We start from the raw sequence: 17,070 nt of genomic DNA, 5'->3' as shown, positions 1-17,070 counted from the left end.
GTGTTGGTTGAACCTTCTCCCGAGCGCGAGCTACCCCCGCCCCCGAATTTTTCTCCCGGCCAAAATTCAGCCTGTAGAGATCTTGCTCCTCGCACGTTCGGCCGCAATAGCCTTGCGTTCGCCCATGATTCCTCGCGGACGGAATAGCAGGACAAGCATCAGGACGAGGCCGATTAGGATTATCTGAACAGCGCCGCCCTTCACCTGAAGACCAGGCGGTAGGATGGACTGGACCAGTGTGCCGCTACCGGTCCACAACGCCCACACCAACACCGAACCGACAATGGCGCCCAGATTACTGCCGCTGCCGCCGACGATCAGCATCGCCCAGACCTGGAAAGTCAGCACCGGCATGAACAGCGTCGGACTGATGTACTTGATGAAACTCGCATACAGCGCACCCGAAAGCCCCATGAGCATCGCGCCGATAACGAAAGACTGCAGGCGGTAGCTGAAACCGTTCTTGCCCACTGAACTCGCGGCGGTCTCGTCTTCGCGAATGGCCATCAGAACACGCCCCCAGGGCGCGTTCACCATGCGTTCAAGACCGTAATACACCACACCGACGATAACCACCATCATTGCAAGAAAAAAGAGGTTATACCCCAAATTGCTGCTGAAATAATTCGACAGAGGTTGCGGGATGTTGTAGATGCCCTGCGGACCTCCGGTCAGCCAGCCGTAGTTGTTGGCGATCAACTGGATGCTCGCGGCAATGCCGATGGTCGCGATCGCCAGATAATCCTCCCGCAGCCTGAGCGTGGGGATACCGACAAGCAATGCGATGATCCCCGACATCACCAATGCGCCCGCAATCGCAAGGATGAACGGCCAGTTGAAGCCACCGAACTGCCCCGCCATCGGCGAGGCGGCGAGAATTGCGAAGGTGTAGGCGCCGACCGCGAAAAAGCCGACGACGCCGATGTTGAAAAGGCCCGTATAGCCCCATTGCAGGTTCAGCCCCAAAGCCATGATGGCGTAGATCAAGGCCAGAATGAGAAAGAATACGAGATAAGAAAACAAACCAGTCATCGGGCTTTCTCTCCAAGAATGCCGCTGGGGCGTACCAGCAGAACCAGAATCATGATGGCGAAGGCGATCGCCGGCTTATAGGCCGGAGAAAAGAACAGCACGGACAGATCGGAGGCAATACCGATCACCAAGCCGCCGAGAATGGCGCCGTAAATGCTGCCGATGCCGCCGAGGATGGCTGCGGAGAACAGGAACAGCACTAGATTGAAGCCCATGTCCGGCAGGATCTGCACGGTCAGACCGAAGAACACGCCCGCCACCGCCGCTAGCGACGCGCCGACGACCCAGGTCCAGCGCACGATCGCGTGGATATTGATGCCGCTGACCTGCGCCAGAGCTGCATTGTCCGCGGTCGCCCGCATCGCCTTGCCGAGCTTGGTACGGGTAAGGAACAGATGCAGCACGACCACCAGCACGATGCTCAGAACGACCACGAATATCTGGTCGGGCGTCACCCGCACCCCCGGCAGGATCTGCTGAGCGATCTGGATGTTGTCCGAGTAGTACTGCGGCTCCGGACCGAACACCAGCACGATGAGGTTGCGCAGCAGCAGCGAGGCGCCAAACGAGGCGATGACCAGCGCCACCTGAATATTGCTCTTGCGCAGAATGCGGAACACCAGCCAATCGACCACCAGAGCCAGCAGAGCCGTCATCACGCCTGAAAAGACGAGCGCGGCGACGAAAGGCCAACCGAAAGAAAGCGGCCCGAACGTCCCCCCCTGTACGCCGGAGAACGCCACCACCACGACCCAGGCGAAATACGCACCCCAGGACAGCAGTGAACCATGCGAGAAATTGGCGAAATTGAGGATGTTGTACGTCAGCGTCAACCCGACTGCACCGAGTGCGATACTCGAGCCGAGTATGATGCCGTCGGCAAGATACTGGGCGATCATAGCAGGCCTCCCTTTGAGCCGAGGTAGAGTTCGCCGACCTCGGGATTTTTCAGCAACGCATCGGCGCGGTCTTCGAGTTGTTCCTTGCCCTCGGCGAGAACGTAGCCGCGGTCCGAAATCATCAGACCGGCCTTCGCGTTCTGCTCGACCATCAGGATGGTCACCCCGGAGTCGCGCACTTCCTGAACGTTTTCAAACACCATGCCGACCAGTTTGGGCGACAGACCCGCCGAAGGTTCATCCAGCATCAGCAGCTTGGGTTCGACCATCAGGGCTCGGCCGAACGCTACCATCTGGCGCTGGCCACCGGAAAGCTTGCCGGCCGGGTGATGGCGCAGGCGCGCCAGATCGGGAAACAACCGGTAGGTCGCCTCGAGGCGCTCTTCGACGCCGTGCTTGCGCGTGTAGGCCCCCATTTCGAGATTCTCCTCCACGGTCAGCTTGGCGAACACGTTGTTCACCTGCGGCACGTAGCCGACACCGGCTGCAACCATGCGATGCGGCGCAAGCCCGGTGATGTCCTTGCCGAGCAGGTTGACGCTGCCGCTGAATACCGGAACCAGCCCGGCAATGGCCTTGATCAGGGTGGACTTACCGGCGCCGTTGGGGCCGAGCACGGTGACGATTTCGCCGGTATTCACGACGATATCGGTGCCGCGCAGGATCGGCACTCCCGGCGTGTAGCCGGCCTCCAGGGTCGAGACGCGCAATACGGTTTCGCGGTTCTGCTCGGTCATCACGCCTCCACCAGCTCGGGTTCGCCGCCCAGATAGGCGTCCAGTACACGCGGATCCGTGCGCACTTCATCGGCACTGCCTTCCATCAACAGCCTGCCGTTGGCCATGACCAGAATCGGATCACACAGATTCATGACCATATCCATGTTGTGCTCGATCAGTAGGAAGGTAATGCCGCGCGCATGCAGTTCGCTGATGCGTTCGATGATTTCAGCCAGCAGGCTCGGGTTGACGCCGGCGCCAGGCTCGTCGAGGAGGATCATCTCCGGATCGGCCATCAGGGCACGACCGATTTCGACCAGCTTCTGCTGACCTCCGGACAGGTTCTTGCTCTGCAGATTGAGCACTCGCGTGAGGTTCAGAAACTCGGCGATTTCGCACGCCTTGTCGTGCAGCTCGCGTTCTTCCTCGCGCACCTTGCCCGGTCTGAACCAGTTGTTCCAGAACCGCTCACCGCTCTGTCCTGCCGGCACCACCAGCAGGTTTTCCAGAACCGTCATGTCCGGAAATGGACGCGGAATCTGGAACGTGCGCACCAAACCTTTGTGGAAGATGCGATGTGGCGCCAGTCCCTGTATACGTTCGCCCTTGAACAGGATTTCACCCCGTGTAGGTGCAAACACCCCCGCGATGGTATTGAACAGGGTGGTCTTGCCTGCCCCGTTGGGTCCGATCAGGCCGGTGATGGTGTTCTTGCGAATCTGGAACGAAACACCATCAATCGCTTTCAGCCCGCCGAACTCCTTACCGAGTTCCTTTACTTCGAGCATGAGTCACTCGCGTTCCTTCTGTGGCCGCTAGGCAGCCATGGTTATCGTTGCTCGGTGCCTGCCTTCAGCGCCGAACCCGTCCTCGCTCCGCCCGGACATCACATCGGGACAGGACGATTCAGTCAAAATGCGCGGAGTTCACTGCTCCACGCGTATACACGCCACGCGAATCTCGTCGTCGATGGCGCGCAATGCCGGTACTTCGCCGGCACATGCTTCTATCGCCCGCGGACAGCGGGTGCGGAAAACGCAGCCGCTGGGCGGGTTGATCGGCGACGGCAAGTCGCCGGGCAACAGTTGTATCGTCTTGTTGCGCTCCAGCTCGGGATCCGGAATAGGCACGGCCGAAAGCAGCGCCTGGGTATAAGGATGACGCGGCTCGCGATACAACCTGCGCTTGGGTGCAAGTTCCATGACATGGCCGAGATACATCACCATGACGCGGTCACTGATGTGCTCCACGATACTCAGGTCATGCGCTATGAAGATCAGGGTGAGATCGAGCCTGCTCTGCAGATCCTTGAGCAGGTTCACGATCTGCGCCTGGATCGAGACGTCCAACGCACTGACGGGTTCGTCGCAGACGATAAGCTTGGGGTCGACGATAAGCGCACGAGCGATGCCGATGCGCTGGCATTGACCGCCGGAGAACTCGTGCGGGTAGCGGTTGATCTGATTCGGCAGCAGGCCCACCAGCTGCATGGTCTCCCGGACCTTGCGCTTGACCTCTTCGCGCGGCACGTCGGGACGCAGACTGCGCAAGGGTTCCGCGATGATCTCTCCAATGGTCATGCGAGGATTCAGCGAGGCCAGCGGATCCTGAAAGATAATCTGCAGTTCCCGGCGTTTATTCTTCCACCCGCGGCGGTCGAGACCGAGCAGATCCTCGCCCAGCCAGGAGACCTGCCCGCCCTGCGCCGGCAGCAACCCCAGAATGGCCCGTGCCAGCGTCGACTTTCCGCAACCCGATTCGCCGACCACCCCCAGGGTTTCGCCCGGATAGAGTTCGAAGCTGACGCCGTCGACCGCCTTCAGCGTCTGCGGCGCCTCCCAGGGCCAGCGGCGATTACGGTTCACCGTAAAACGCACCTGCAGGTTGTCGACCTTGAGCAAGGGCTGGTTCATACCGCCTCCTCCCGCTTGTGGCAGGCCACCGTATGCCCGGCTTCTATGCCGTGCAGCAGCGGAACGTCCGAAAAACAGCGTTCCGAACTCTCGGGACAACGTTCATTGAAGGGGCAGCCGGATGGCAAATTGAGCATGTTGGGAGGATTTCCCGGAATGGTGCGCAAGCTGTCTTCTTCACCGCCGACACGAGGCAAAGCGGCCAGCAGTCCGGTGGTGTAAGGATGCTGGGGATTGTGGAAGACCTGGTGAACGCTGCCGTACTCCATGGTACGACCGCCGTACATCACCAACACCTCGTCGCAAAGTCCCGCGACAACCCCGAGGTCATGCGTGATCATGATGATCGCCGTGTTGAACTCCCGTTGCAGTTCCTTGAGTAGCTGCAAAATCTGCGCCTGCACCGTGACGTCCAGCGCGGTCGTCGGTTCGTCGGCGATCAGCAGTTCGGGACGGCACAGCAGCGCCATGGCGATCATCACGCGCTGGCGCATGCCGCCTGAGAATTCATGTGGATACATGTCGATGCGCTTACGCGCTTCCGGAATCTTGACCGCATCGAGCATGTCGATCGATGCCCTTTTGGCCTCGGAGCGACTCATATCCTTGTGCAGCGTCAGCACTTCGCCCAGTTGGCGCGCAACCGTCATGTATGGATTCAGCGACGTCATCGGATCCTGAAAGATCATCGAGATGTCGTTACCGCGGATGCGGTTGAGTTCCGCCGGCGGCATGTCCAGCAATGAACGGCCCTTGAAAGCCGCCGTGCCGCCGGTATGTCCGTTGCGCGACAACAAACCCATGAGCGCGAGCATGGTCTGGCTCTTGCCGGAACCCGACTCACCGACGATACCGATGCTTTTGCCCTGTTCGAGCGTGAAACCGAGGCCGTTCACGGCACGCACGATCCCGTCATGGGTATCGAAACTGACCGTAAGATCCTTGACCGACAGCAATGACATCATGTATCCCTCAACGATCCTTCGGGTCCAGCGCGTCGCGCAAGCCATCGCCGATGAAATTGAAGCAATACAAGGTCGAGGTCAGCATTCCGGCCGGGAACACCAGCGTCCACCAAGCGGTCCCCATGTTGCTCGCGCCATCGTTGACCAACACGCCCCAGCTCGTCATCGGCTCCTGCACGCCCAGACCGAGAAAACTCAGGAAGGCAGAGGTCAGAATGACGGTGGGCACGGTAAGCGTAGCGTAGATCACCACGACGCCGAGCAGGTTGGGCACCACGTGGCGGCGAATGATCGTCGGCTTGCCCACGCCGCAGGCATAGGCCGCCTCGATGAACTCCTTGCTCTTGAGTGTCAGCGTCTGGCCACGGACGATACGGGACATGTCCAGCCAGGTAATGGCGCCGATGGCCACGAACAGCAGAATGAAATTGCGCCCGAAGAAGGTCATCAGCAGAATCACGAAGAACAGGAAGGGCATCGAATACAGAATGTCCACGATGCGCATCATGAATCCGTCGACCCGGCCGCCGAAGAACCCGGCGACGGAACCGTAGGCCACTCCGATGACGATGCTGACCAGGCTCGAGATCAGGCCTATCAGCAGCGTGATGCGTCCGCCCATCATGGTGCGCACGAACACGTCGCGGCCCAAGTCGTCTGTACCGAAGATATGTCCGTTGGCCAGGCTTGGCGGGTGGAAAATCGCTCCCCAGTCCGTGTCCGTGAAACCGTAGGGACTGAACAAAGGCCCGATCAAGACGGCGACCACGATGACGGCCAGGATGACCACCGCGGCCATCGCCGCCTTGTTGCGGAAAAAACGCCGCCTGGCGTCGACCCAAAGGCTGCGTCCCTGCACGTCCTGCTGCAGCCGTTCGGAGAAATCACGCAGTTCCGCCGTGCCGGGTTGTCCCAGACCAGTGCGCTGCTCGTTGACGGTTTGGTTGGGCATCGGCATCAGTAACGAATCTTCGGATCGAGCACGGCGTACAGAATGTCGACGATCAGATTGAAGGCGACCACCAGGACACCGACCAGAATGACCAGCCCCAGCACCGTGGTGTAATCGCGGTTGGTGGCGGATTGCACGAAAATGGTGCCGACGCCGGGCAGACCGAAAATCTGCTCGATCACGACCGACCCTGTCAGCACCGCGGCCATCGCCGGCCCGAGATAGGACACCACTGGCATCAATGCCGGGCGCAGCGCATGCCGCAACACGATCGTGCTGGTTCTCAGCCCTTTGGCGCGGGCGGTACGGATATAGTTGCTGCTGAGCACCTCGATCATACTCCCGCGCATGATTCGCGCGATGATGGCGATCTGCGGCAGAGCCAGCGCGATGACGGGCAGCAATATGTTGTACAGCCCGCCATGTCCCCAACCGCCTGCCGGCAGCCAGTGCAGCATCAACGCGAACACCAGCACCATCAGCGGCGCGGTGACGAAATTCGGAATAGAGACGCCGGACATCGACAAACCCATGACGGCATAGTCCAGCCAACTGTTCTGGCGCAATGCCGCGATGCTGCCCAGCGCCAGACCCAGCAACAACGCCCAGAACATGGCCCAGAGACCGATCTTGAGCGATACCGGAAAACCTTTTGCGATCAGCTGGTTGACGGTCCAGTCCTGATACTTGAACGAGGGTCCCAGGTCACCGTGCAGCAGATCGTCCAGATAACTGAAGTACTGCTTATACAGCGGCTGATCCATGTGGTACTTCTCAAGCAGGTTCGCCTTGATCTGCGGAGGCAGATTGCGCTCCCCCTCGAATGGACCGCCGGGTGCCAGGCGAATCATGAAAAAACACAGCGTAACGAGGACGAACAGCGTCGGGATCGCGCCGAGTATTCGCCGGATCGTGTAGGAAAGCATCTTTATATATGACCCAGGTCGGTTGCGGTAGGCCGCGGGCCGGCGATTACCGGCCCGCGTTCCGACTCAGTTCTTGACGAAGTACCAGTCAGCGGAGTGGTTGTGGTCGAGCGGATTGCCTACGTAGCCACGGAGATTTTTGCTTCTGAAGTGCAAGGCGACGTACTGGAAGATCGGGATGATCGGATAGTCGTTCATCGCCATGCGCTCGGCCTCGGTATAGAACTTCACGCGCTGGGCCTCGCTGTCGCTGTTGGCGGCCTTCTCGACCAGAGCATCGTACTTGGCATTGCAGTAATGCGAGTTGTTCTGCGCCACGCCGCAGCGGAAAAGATCGGTAAAGGTCGTCGCATAATCGTAGTCACCGATCCAGCCGTCACGGGCGACCACGAAGTTGCCCTCCTGACGATCCCTGAGGAAGACCTTCCACTCCTCGTTCTCCAGGCTGACCTGGACGCCCAAGGCCTGCTTCCACATGGACGCTAGCGCCAGGGCTATCTTCTTGTGATCGGCGTTGGTGTTGTAGAGGATCGTGATCTTGAGCGGGTTCGCCTTGGAGTAGCCCGCTTCCTTATACAGTTTCTGTGCCTCGGCGATACGCTTGCTGTTCGACCAGTCGGACCAGCCGTACTGAATGAAATTGATGCCGGCGGTACCCTTGGGGACGAAGTTGTAGGCCGGGATCTGGCCCTGGCCGAGCACGTACTTGGTCAGCGCGACGCGATCCACCGCCAGCGACAGCGCCTTGCGCAGCGCCAGACTGCCCTTGAACGGCGGCTTCTGCATGTTTAGGTCGTAGTAGTACAGGCCGAGGTAGGGCTTGGTCACGATCTGACTACCGTACTTGGCCTTGAGGGTCTTGTACTGGCTGGAGGGGATGGTATAGGTCCAGTCCGACTGACCGGACTCGACCATCTGCATGGAAGTGTTGCTGTCGACGATCGGCAGATACTTCACTTCCTTGATCACCACATGCTTGGCGCCCCAGTAGTAGGGATTCTTGACCAGCGTGATATGGCCGTTGACCACCCAGCTCTTGAGTTCATAGGCGCCGTTGGACACCAGATGGCCAGGCTGCGTGAACTTGTTGCCCCACTTCTCGATACTTGGCTTGTAGGCGGGGAAAGTGGCCGGCTGACTGACGATCTGCAGGAAATACGGCGCCGGCTCCTTCAGCGTGATCTGCAGCGTGTGCGCGTCCAGTGCCTTCACGGCCAGATCCTTGAGCGGCAGCTTGCCGTCGTTGATCGCCTTGGCGTTCTTGATCGGATACAGGAAGTAGGCGTAGGCGGAGGCCAGTTTGGGGTCGACGCCGCGGCGCATGCCGTAGACGAAATCCTCGGCGGTCACGGGCTTGCCGTTGGACCAGCGTGCGTCCTTGCGCAAATGGAAGGTGTAGACGAAGTGATTCTTGCTGATCGTCCAGCTCTTGGCCACGCCCGGAACGATCGAGCCGTCAGGCGCTTCGAGGGTCAGGCCGACGAAAAGATCCAGGGAAATATTGCTCGCCGGCACGCCTTCGACCTTCTGCGGGTCCAGCGTGCCCGGTTCGGCGCTGTTGTTCTTGACCAGCACCTGTTTGGCAGCGAGCTGCGCACCGGCCGGCACATCCGCGGCCTGAGCACTGGTGAATGCGGCGATGCTCATAGCAGCCAACAGACTTACTACAGCGACGATCCTGGAGCATTTAATCATCGTGGCGTCATCCTTTGTTATTAAGGGTCCGTGGAAATTTCCGTCCCCGGATAAAATCCGGTGCTCGACAGCCAACCTCTAGTTAAGTTCCTTCATGAAAATCATCACCATGAAGAAACAGGCTTCTCGGACAAAACGGGCGCATAGTAGGGAGCCCCCCGTAGACTGTCAACGAACCGCGGCGGGATACATTTCACACTCCCGACCCAGCCATCGCAACGCGCAGCACACAAGCAAACTTCGGACCAGCGCGTTTACAGCGCATCAGAAGCACATGACTTGACGCAGGCTCGCACCACAGCGGTGCGATTTTGGTGGCGACGCCTCAATATGTAGCACGATCTTCGCGTTCATGCCGTTGTACGGTGACGATTCGCCCCGAACAGAATCAGCTCCTACTCATGGCAGGATCGACCGAATGCCCCCAATAAACCTCCGCGCGGCACGACCCGACGATGCTCCTGCCCTGCCCCGGCTTTCCACGCAGCTGGGCACTCTGCACTCATGCGCCGGCCACTCCAGGCCGTTGAGGACTCATCGGAACATGCGGTATACGTGTTCTGCGACGATGTCGAGCTGCTGGGGTGGACACACGTCATGCGCACCTTACGTCTCGAAAGCGGCTTCGGCGCCGAAATCGCCGGACTGATCGTGTCCGGGCACAGTCGAGAGCAAGGATTGGGCAAACGCCTGGTACTCCAGGCCGCGGACCGGGCCAGCTCCGGGTTCGCGGCCGTATGGAACGCGCCGGAGCGCACGCCTTCTACCAAGGACTCGGTTTCCAGCTGGAAAAGCTGCAACACGTTTTCATCCGCTCTCTGTAAGCACCTCTTGCAGCTATGTCCCCTCACCCTACAAGGAGACGACAAGAAACAAGGCCATGGATCACGCACCTCTTTCGCCCCCCAACTCCGAACTGCGGATTCGCGCCTATATTCCCGGCGACGGCGCAGACGTCATCAGACTCTGGAACGCCTGCGCTCTGGTGGTTCCGTGGAATGATCCGGCGACCGACATCCAACGCAAGCTGGACGTCGATGCCGCGGGCTTTCTGATCGGCGAGATCGGCAACCGTCTGGTCGCCAGCGTCATGGCCGGCTACGAGGGCCATCGCGGCTGGCTGAACTATCTTGCCGTCGACCCCGAATTACGCGGCAAGGGTTACGGACGCCGCATGGTGGATGCAGCCGAAACGCTGCTCATGGGGCGCGGCTGCCCCAAGGTCAACCTGCAGATTCGCGCCGGCAACGCGACCGTCGTCGAGTTCTACCGGCGTTTGGGCTACAGCCCCGACGCCGCGCTAGGACTGGGCAAGCGCCTGATCCCCGACATGGCGGCGCCGGGCACGGACGCTTCCGACGAGCAGATCCGGATCAGCTACGCCCCTCCGGCCATCGATGAATATCTGGAACTGCGTACCCGCGCAGGCCTGGGCACGCACTCTGCGGAAGCCGCCGCGCTCGGCCTGCCGCGCGGCCTGTTCGCGGTATCGCTGTATCGACGCGGGCGTCTCGTCGGGATGGGCCGCGTGGTCGGCGACGGCGGCTGCTACTTCGTCATTACCGACGTTGCGGTCGACCCCGACATACAAGGAGAAGGGTTGGACCATCAGGTGATGGACGAGATCATGAAGTATCTCGATCGCAGTGCGCCGCCCGACGCATACATTTCCCTGCTCGCCAACGTGCCGGAGTTTTACGAAACATTCGGATTTGAACGCACTGCGCCGGGCTGCGAGGGTATGTACTGGCCCGGGAACCGGAAACAGGTCCAACAGGAGGCAAGCGCTTGAAAACCCTGGGACTACTGGGCGGCATGAGTTGGGAGTCCACCGCTTCCTACTATGCCCTGATCAACGAAACGGTGAAGCAACGCCTTGGCGGCCTCCATTCCGCACGCATCCTGCTGAACAGCGTCGATTTCGCGGAGATCGCCGAGTTGCAGCACGCCGATGATTGGCAGGCGCTGGGCGAGCGTCTCGCCCAGGAGGCCGCCAGACTGGAAAGCGCGGGCGCCGACTGTCTGGTTCTATGCACCAATACCATGCATCGTGTCGCCGACCTGATCGAGAGCAGCGTCTCCATGCCGTTGCTGCACATCGCGGACGCGACCGGCGAGGCCCTGAGGGCAGACGGTGTCCGCGAGGTTGGACTTCTCGGCACCCGTTTCACCATGCAGGAAACGTTCTATCGCGAGCGGCTGCGCGAACGCTTCGGCCTGAATGTGCGGCTGCCTGGCGCCGCCGATCAGGAGCGCATACACCGCGTGATCTACGACGAACTGTGCCTGGGCCGAGTTGCCGAAGCTTCGCGCGCCGAGTATCTACAAGTCATTGCCGATCTGCAGCAGAACGGCGCCGAAGCCGTGATTCTCGGCTGCACGGAAATTGCCTTGCTTGTGAAACAATGCGATACGTTGGTGCCCCTGTACGACACCACGCACCTGCATGCGTTCAAAGCGGTCGACTTCGCACTGAAGCCGGACTAGACACGCACAGAGCCAATAATGGACACCCGGCGGCATTAAACGGTGTGTTCTTGAACAACAGCGGGAATCCCTGCCAAGTGGAGAACTGTTCATGCCAAAAGTCGCACTTATCACCGGCGGCAGCCGCGGTATAGGCGCCGCCACGGCCCGACTGGCCGCGGAACGCGGCTACGCAGTCTGTTTTTCATACCGGCACGACGAATACGCCGCGGAACAAGTGCTGCAGGACGTGCGTGCATTGGGTGGGGAAGCGCTCGCGGTACGCGCCGACGTCTGCAGCGAAGCCGACGTACTGCGGCTATTCAAACACTGCGGGGACGCTTTCGGCCCTCCGCACGCACTGGTCAACAATGCAGGCATTCTGGAAGCGCAGACAACGGTCGAAAACATGACCGCCGATCGTCTTCAGCGGGTCTTCAACATCAACGTGATCGGCTCCTTTCTGTGCGCGCGGGAAGCCGTGCGGCGAATGTCGACCCTCAGCGGCGGCGCCGGCGGCGCGATCGTCAACGTCTCCTCGAGAGCGGCCTGTCTCGGATCGCCGAACGAATACGTGGACTATGCCGCGTCCAAAGGCGCGATCGACACGCTAACGATCGGGCTGGCAAAGGAAGTGGGCGGAGCCGGAATCCGGGTCAATGCCGTACGACCGGGAGTCATCCACACGGACATCCATGCTTCAGGCGGCGAACCGGATCGTGTAGAGCGGATCAAATCCGCCATCCCCATGCAGCGCGGCGGACACGCGGAAGAGGTCGCACGTGCCATTCTGTGGCTGCTTTCGGACGAAGCGTCCTACACCACTGGCAGCTTCATCGACGTGTCCGGCGGACGCTGACTACCGTCCCACCGCGCTTCCCGACACCGAATACGGCTCAAATCCGGACCTGAACGACGAAATTCCGAAAAATGGACTATTGTGTCGGAAAATGAAACCGACAAAGGTTGTCAAAAAACGCGCTGCGTGAGCATTTCCAACGCCCCAACGCAAGAGGGAGTTGGGTTAAGAACACGCCGAAAAAATGACCGACGGGGTGCACGGATCGGAGCGGCCTGAGCCTACCAACCGGATAGACAAAGTACGTGTGCAGCGCGTGAGATTTCAAATCGCCCACACAGCCGTTTTCCCGGCATGTCCATAGTTGGGATACTCCCGCTACAAACAACCAACAGGCCAGCGACACTCCAGATGCCTCGACCACCCTCAGCAACCGCCGCCGACTCCAGCGCACAACTGGGAAAATATCTTTCATTTATTGACAAATTGCTCGATCGCGCCGGAACACGCGACGAACTGAACGATACGCTGATCGAGGGTCTCATCGAACTGGGTGTGGATGCTGCCTGGATCGGTCGCCTGACAGGAGAGGACTTGATCGAGCCGGAACGCTGGGCCGGCGAACAGATCGAGCACTATCTTTTCAGCACTGAAGTGCGCCTCAGGCAGAGCCCGGAAAACCCCAACCCCTCCTCCCGGGCCTGGCGCTGCAGCGAGTCCCAGATCATTGAACACTGGCCGGATCATACCGAGCAAACAGCTTCCTGGTATCGCCTCGGTTGGGAAATCGGCTGGCGCTCCTCGGCCCATGTTCCGCTACTCGCCAACGGCAAACCCATCGCTCTGCTCAATTTGTACAGCCGAATCCCTGGCTTCTTCGCGCTGCCCCCATGGCCGTTCGTGCTGAATCATCTGAGCCACGCCGCCGGCAATACAGCGCGTTATGTCGAGTTGGTCCGGCAACTGGCCGAACAACAGCAATATCTGGCGGAGATCGCCCTGCGCGACCCGCTGACCGGACTACGCAACCGAGCCAGCCTGGAAGACCATATTCAAGCAGCCATGGCCCGGGCACGCAGACACGAAAAACTCCTCGCGATCGGCATGCTCGACCTCGACTCCTTCAAACCGATCAACGACACCTATGGGCACGCCGCCGGCGATACCGTGATCAAGACCATCGGCGAGAGACTGGGGCACTCCCTGCGCGAAACCGACGGCGTATTCCGGTACGGCGGTGACGAGTTCGTGCTGTTGATAGAGAGCCTCGACAACCTGGGCTACCTGGACGAACTGCTCGAACGCACCGGACACGAACTGACGGCTCCGATCACAGCGCTTGAACATCAGGTACGCATCGAAGCCAGCCTCGGCATCGTCATCTATCCATTCGGCATAGCCGAAGACAACGAGCCCGGCATTCTCCTGCGACAGGCGGACCAGGCGCTATACCGCCTCAAGCGCAACAAGGCGCACCGCGGCAACTGGTGGACCCTCTACGCGCCAGACCAAGGGCAAGCGACGCACCACGAAGTTCTCCCTGACGCATCCGACGAAGCGCCACCCTATGGTCCGCGCGCCGCAGCACTGCTGGAAGGCATGTCATCGACATTCGACGAACATCACACACGCCCCTGGATGCAGGCACTGTATCAGCAGATATTGCACCGTTCGGGCGCCCGCTACCTGCTTACGATGCTGTCTCAGGCCGAAACCGAGCGTCTTCTGGATATTCTCGAACAACATGCGAAACTGCTGTGCGACCCCAATCTCGATGCGCTTACGCACCGGCGCGCAGCATTGGCCTCCGGACATTCCCACGCCGTTCTCGGCGTGGAAATCGGCGCGCTGATGGAAAGCTACGACCTCATGACCCGCATCCTTGAGCATCTGGCGCAGGCCGAAGGCCGACATTCCCATACCCTGAACGCACTGCTGACCCGGCGTATCGGCCTGGACGTACGCTGGCAGGTTCATGCCTATCACAACCTCGCCGAACAGCGCCAGGCGGTGCTTGCGCGCATCGACACCCTCGCCTGGGAATCGGACCGTTACCCGGATCTGGCACAAGGCGTGGTCAACGCCCTGCTGGAACTCGACGAAGTCGTATCGGTAACGATCGGCCGTCCGAATACGAATGGAGTGTTCGAGTTCGAGTTCGTTGCCGGAACCCCGTTCAAACAGTATCTCGATGCGCTGACCCGGAAAGCGGCCGCGCCGATCACCGTCGACACGAGCCGGCGCGATGGCCGCGGCCCTACCGGCCGCGCCTGGCGTAGCGGCCGCATAGAGCGCTGCCTGAACTACACCACGGACCCGGTCATGGAGCTTTGGCGCAAGGCGGCGGTCGAACTCGGTGTACGCTCCAGCGTGGCCATACCACTGGGTTCTCCGCAGGGCGAACCTCGCGCGGTGCTCACGCTTTACTGCGCCCTGCCCGGCGGCTATTCCTCCGAGGCACAAACCCATTTCCTGCAGCACCTGCAGAACACGCTGGGCCTGGCCCTGCATTCGATCGAGTCCCGGGAGGGCAAATCGGAAGCGGTGTCCCACGCTTCGCGCCGCCATTGGCGCCAGCTGATCGAGCAAGGCCTGGAAATGTATTTTCAGCCCATCATAGACCTGCGCGACGGGAGTGTCATAAAAGTCGAGGCGCTGGCACGTCTGCGCGATGGCGAAACGCTGCTGCGTCCCGATCAGTTCCTCCCCACGTTCACCCGGGACGACCTGCGGTCGTTATTCGAGCACGGCCTCGACCAGGCTCTGGAGATGCGCCGCAAGTGGTCCCGGCAAAATTGTTCGCTATCGATCTCGGTCAACCTTCCCACCACCGCGCTGACCGATCCGAGCTACGTGAGGATCACCCGTAGGCTGCTTGCGAGCCATACCTGTCCGCCGCGCGAGTTGTTCCTCGAAATGCTGGAAAGCGACGAACCGGAGGATGCGGGAATGCGCGCCCATGTACTGGGTCAATTCCGCGAACTGGGGGTACGGCTGTCCGAAGATGATCTCGGCGCCGGCTACAGCAGCCTGCATCGTCTCAGTCTACTGCCTTTCGACATCGTCAAGATCGATCAGATGCTCGTGCGCGGCATCCTCAACGAACCACAGAGGCTACTGACCTTCATTCGCCAGTTGACCCGCCTCGGTCAGGACCTCGGACTCTTGGTCGCCGTCGAAGGCCTGGAAACCCCCGGCCTGATCGAAGCCGCCGCGATCCTGGGAGCCGACATGGGGCAAGGCTATGCGATCAGCCGGCCGCTGCCGGCGGCGGAAGTGCTGAACTGGGCCAGGAACTACGTCAATCCGCTGCATCCCCAGCACCACCCGCTTACGGCCCTTGGCGCGATGGCGAGTTTCATCCTGTGGGAAGAACAGCTACGCTCGATCGCGCAACAGGAAACCTTGCGCGCGCAATTCTCGACTCTGCCCTGCCGGATAAGCGGCTACATTCGCGAACAACGCCTTTTCGGAACCGCGCTCGATCGTGCGCACGCACAGCTACATTCGGTCGCAGAACGGGAGGCCCCGGCCACCTCCGTCAGCTACCGCGAGGCGCGCGAGGCCTTTTTATCCGAATTGGGCAGACTGATCCATGCGTGAATCGAGAAAGCGATAAGGCATCAACTCGCGCCGAGCAACCATTCAGCGTACTCCAGATCCTCCGGACAGGTGATCTTGATGTTGTCCGCACGCCCCTCGACGACGCAGGGACGAAAACCCGCCTGCTCCATGGCGGAAGCCTCGTCGGTGACAGTCCAGCCATTCCTCTGCGCCAGCTCGAGACTGTTCAGCAGGGTTTCGAGGCGGAACATCTGCGGCGTCTGAGCATGCCATAGAGCGGAACGGTCGACCGTAGCCTCGATTTCGCCAGCAGCGTTCACGCGTTTCATGGTGTCGCGTACCGGCGTCGCGAGAATGCCACCGACCGGATGGCTGCGCATCCGATCGAGCAAACGCGACAGATCCTCCTCGCTCAGACAGGGTCGCGCCGCGTCGTGCACCAACACCCAGTCCGATCCCCGGGCACGGTCCGCCAAGGCACTCAGGGCATTGCACACCGAATCGGCGCGTTCGGCCCCACCGGTAACGCGTTCGACGCGCATGTCGGCGGCACACTCCAGAGTGGGCCAATAAGGATCGTCCGGCCCGACCGCGACGACCACACCCAGCAGCTCCGGACGATCCAGGAAACGCTTCAGCGTGTGTTCTATGACGGTACGGCCGGCAAGTTTCAGATACTGCTTGGGGCGTTCGGCCCCCATACGTCGACCGACACCCGCGGCGGGGATAACGGCCCAAAACGCATGCGGGGATGCACTCACGGTCTGCTGCCGGAATTGCGGGGCACGGCAACGGCAGGAACGACGGCACGCGTGCCGCCGGCTGCCGGCGCGACATATTGATAGAAAGTATCGCCCTTGCGGATCATGCCCATCTGACTGCGCGCCAGCTCATCGACCGCTGCAGTCCCACTCTTGAGATCCTTGACCTGCGCCTCGAGCGCCGCATTGCGGTCCTTGAGACGGGCGTTTTCGGCGCGCTGGGCGGCGATTTCCTGATGCAGGCGGTAGACGTCGCCGACGTTGCCCTCGCCGAACCATAGCTTGTACTGAAGCAAAACCAATAGCACGACGAGAAGCGTCACCAACCACTTCATCTTGGCGTGGGCCTCATACGCGCGGCAGGTATCGCCGCGATGCG

The 17,070-nt window shown here is 60.7% G+C and carries 15 protein-coding genes; 4 read left to right on the top strand and 11 right to left on the bottom strand.

Annotated features, from left to right (window positions below):
- Positions 1-66: 66 nt before the first annotated feature.
- From P8014_RS03075 to P8014_RS03035, 9 genes are all read right to left on the bottom strand, one after another.
- Positions 67-1,032, bottom strand: a complete 966-nt coding sequence (locus P8014_RS03075; protein ID WP_337815836.1) for a branched-chain amino acid ABC transporter permease — start codon at positions 1,030-1,032, stop codon at positions 67-69.
- Entirely contained in the window at positions 1,029-1,931 is a 903-nt protein-coding gene (locus P8014_RS03070; RefSeq protein ID WP_337815835.1) for a branched-chain amino acid ABC transporter permease, read from the bottom strand. Before P8014_RS03070 ends, P8014_RS03075 begins: the two co-directional genes overlap by 4 nt.
- On the bottom strand, positions 1,928-2,668 hold the full coding sequence (locus tag P8014_RS03065) for an ABC transporter ATP-binding protein (RefSeq protein WP_337815834.1): 741 nt from the start codon (positions 2,666-2,668) through the stop codon (positions 1,928-1,930). The genes P8014_RS03070 and P8014_RS03065 overlap by 4 nt, the downstream gene beginning before the upstream one ends.
- Entirely contained in the window at positions 2,668-3,438 is a 771-nt protein-coding gene (locus P8014_RS03060; RefSeq protein ID WP_337815833.1) for an ABC transporter ATP-binding protein, read from the bottom strand. The genes P8014_RS03065 and P8014_RS03060 overlap by 1 nt, the downstream gene beginning before the upstream one ends.
- A 138-nt stretch (positions 3,439-3,576) precedes the next feature.
- Entirely contained in the window at positions 3,577-4,563 is a 987-nt protein-coding gene (gene oppF / locus P8014_RS03055; protein ID WP_337815832.1) for a murein tripeptide/oligopeptide ABC transporter ATP binding protein OppF, read from the bottom strand.
- Entirely contained in the window at positions 4,560-5,528 is a 969-nt protein-coding gene (locus P8014_RS03050) for an oligopeptide/dipeptide ABC transporter ATP-binding protein (RefSeq protein ID WP_337815831.1), read from the bottom strand. The genes oppF and P8014_RS03050 overlap by 4 nt, the downstream gene beginning before the upstream one ends.
- A 7-nt stretch (positions 5,529-5,535) precedes the next feature.
- On the bottom strand, positions 5,536-6,486 hold the full coding sequence (locus tag P8014_RS03045; RefSeq protein WP_337815830.1) for an ABC transporter permease subunit: 951 nt from the start codon (positions 6,484-6,486) through the stop codon (positions 5,536-5,538).
- Positions 6,486-7,406, bottom strand: coding sequence for an oligopeptide ABC transporter permease OppB (gene oppB, locus P8014_RS03040; protein ID WP_337815829.1), 921 nt, complete (start codon positions 7,404-7,406; stop codon positions 6,486-6,488). Before oppB ends, P8014_RS03045 begins: the two co-directional genes overlap by 1 nt.
- Before the next feature lie 66 nt (positions 7,407-7,472).
- Positions 7,473-9,053, bottom strand: a complete 1,581-nt coding sequence (locus P8014_RS03035; protein WP_337815828.1) for a peptide ABC transporter substrate-binding protein — start codon at positions 9,051-9,053, stop codon at positions 7,473-7,475.
- Between the two features lie 928 nt (positions 9,054-9,981).
- Here P8014_RS03035 and P8014_RS03030 point away from each other — a divergent pair.
- The 4 genes from P8014_RS03030 to P8014_RS03015 all read left to right on the top strand — a co-directional run bounded on the left by P8014_RS03030 (position 9,982) and on the right by P8014_RS03015 (position 15,969).
- Positions 9,982-10,893, top strand: coding sequence for a GNAT family acetyltransferase (locus P8014_RS03030; protein WP_337815827.1), 912 nt, complete (start codon positions 9,982-9,984; stop codon positions 10,891-10,893).
- The gene (locus tag P8014_RS03025) at positions 10,890-11,588 is read left to right on the top strand and encodes an aspartate/glutamate racemase family protein (protein WP_337815826.1); all 699 of its coding nucleotides are present in this window, start codon (positions 10,890-10,892) and stop codon (positions 11,586-11,588) included. Before P8014_RS03030 ends, P8014_RS03025 begins: the two co-directional genes overlap by 4 nt.
- A gap of 91 nt (positions 11,589-11,679) precedes the next feature.
- On the top strand, positions 11,680-12,426 hold the full coding sequence (locus P8014_RS03020; RefSeq protein ID WP_337815825.1) for an SDR family oxidoreductase: 747 nt from the start codon (positions 11,680-11,682) through the stop codon (positions 12,424-12,426).
- Positions 12,427-12,777: 351 nt separating this feature from the next.
- Positions 12,778-15,969 (top strand): EAL domain-containing protein, encoded by a 3,192-nt coding sequence (locus P8014_RS03015; protein ID WP_337815824.1) that lies wholly within the window; start codon positions 12,778-12,780, stop codon positions 15,967-15,969.
- Between the two features lie 20 nt (positions 15,970-15,989).
- Here P8014_RS03015 and ispD read toward each other — a convergent pair whose 3' ends face one another.
- A complete protein-coding gene (ispD, locus tag P8014_RS03010; RefSeq protein WP_337815823.1) occupies positions 15,990-16,691 on the bottom strand; it encodes a 2-C-methyl-D-erythritol 4-phosphate cytidylyltransferase in 702 nt (233 codons plus the stop codon).
- Positions 16,688-17,026: a cell division protein FtsB gene (gene ftsB / locus P8014_RS03005; protein WP_337815822.1), complete on the bottom strand. Its 339-nt coding sequence runs from the start codon at positions 17,024-17,026 to the stop codon at positions 16,688-16,690. The genes ispD and ftsB overlap by 4 nt, the downstream gene beginning before the upstream one ends.
- Positions 17,027-17,070 lie beyond the last annotated feature (44 nt).

Origin of the sequence: Acidihalobacter sp., from assembly GCF_037381185.1 — a bacterium.
GTDB lineage: Bacteria > Pseudomonadota > Gammaproteobacteria > DSM-5130 > Acidihalobacteraceae > Acidihalobacter_A.
This window is presented reverse-complemented; position numbering and strand designations above follow the sequence as displayed.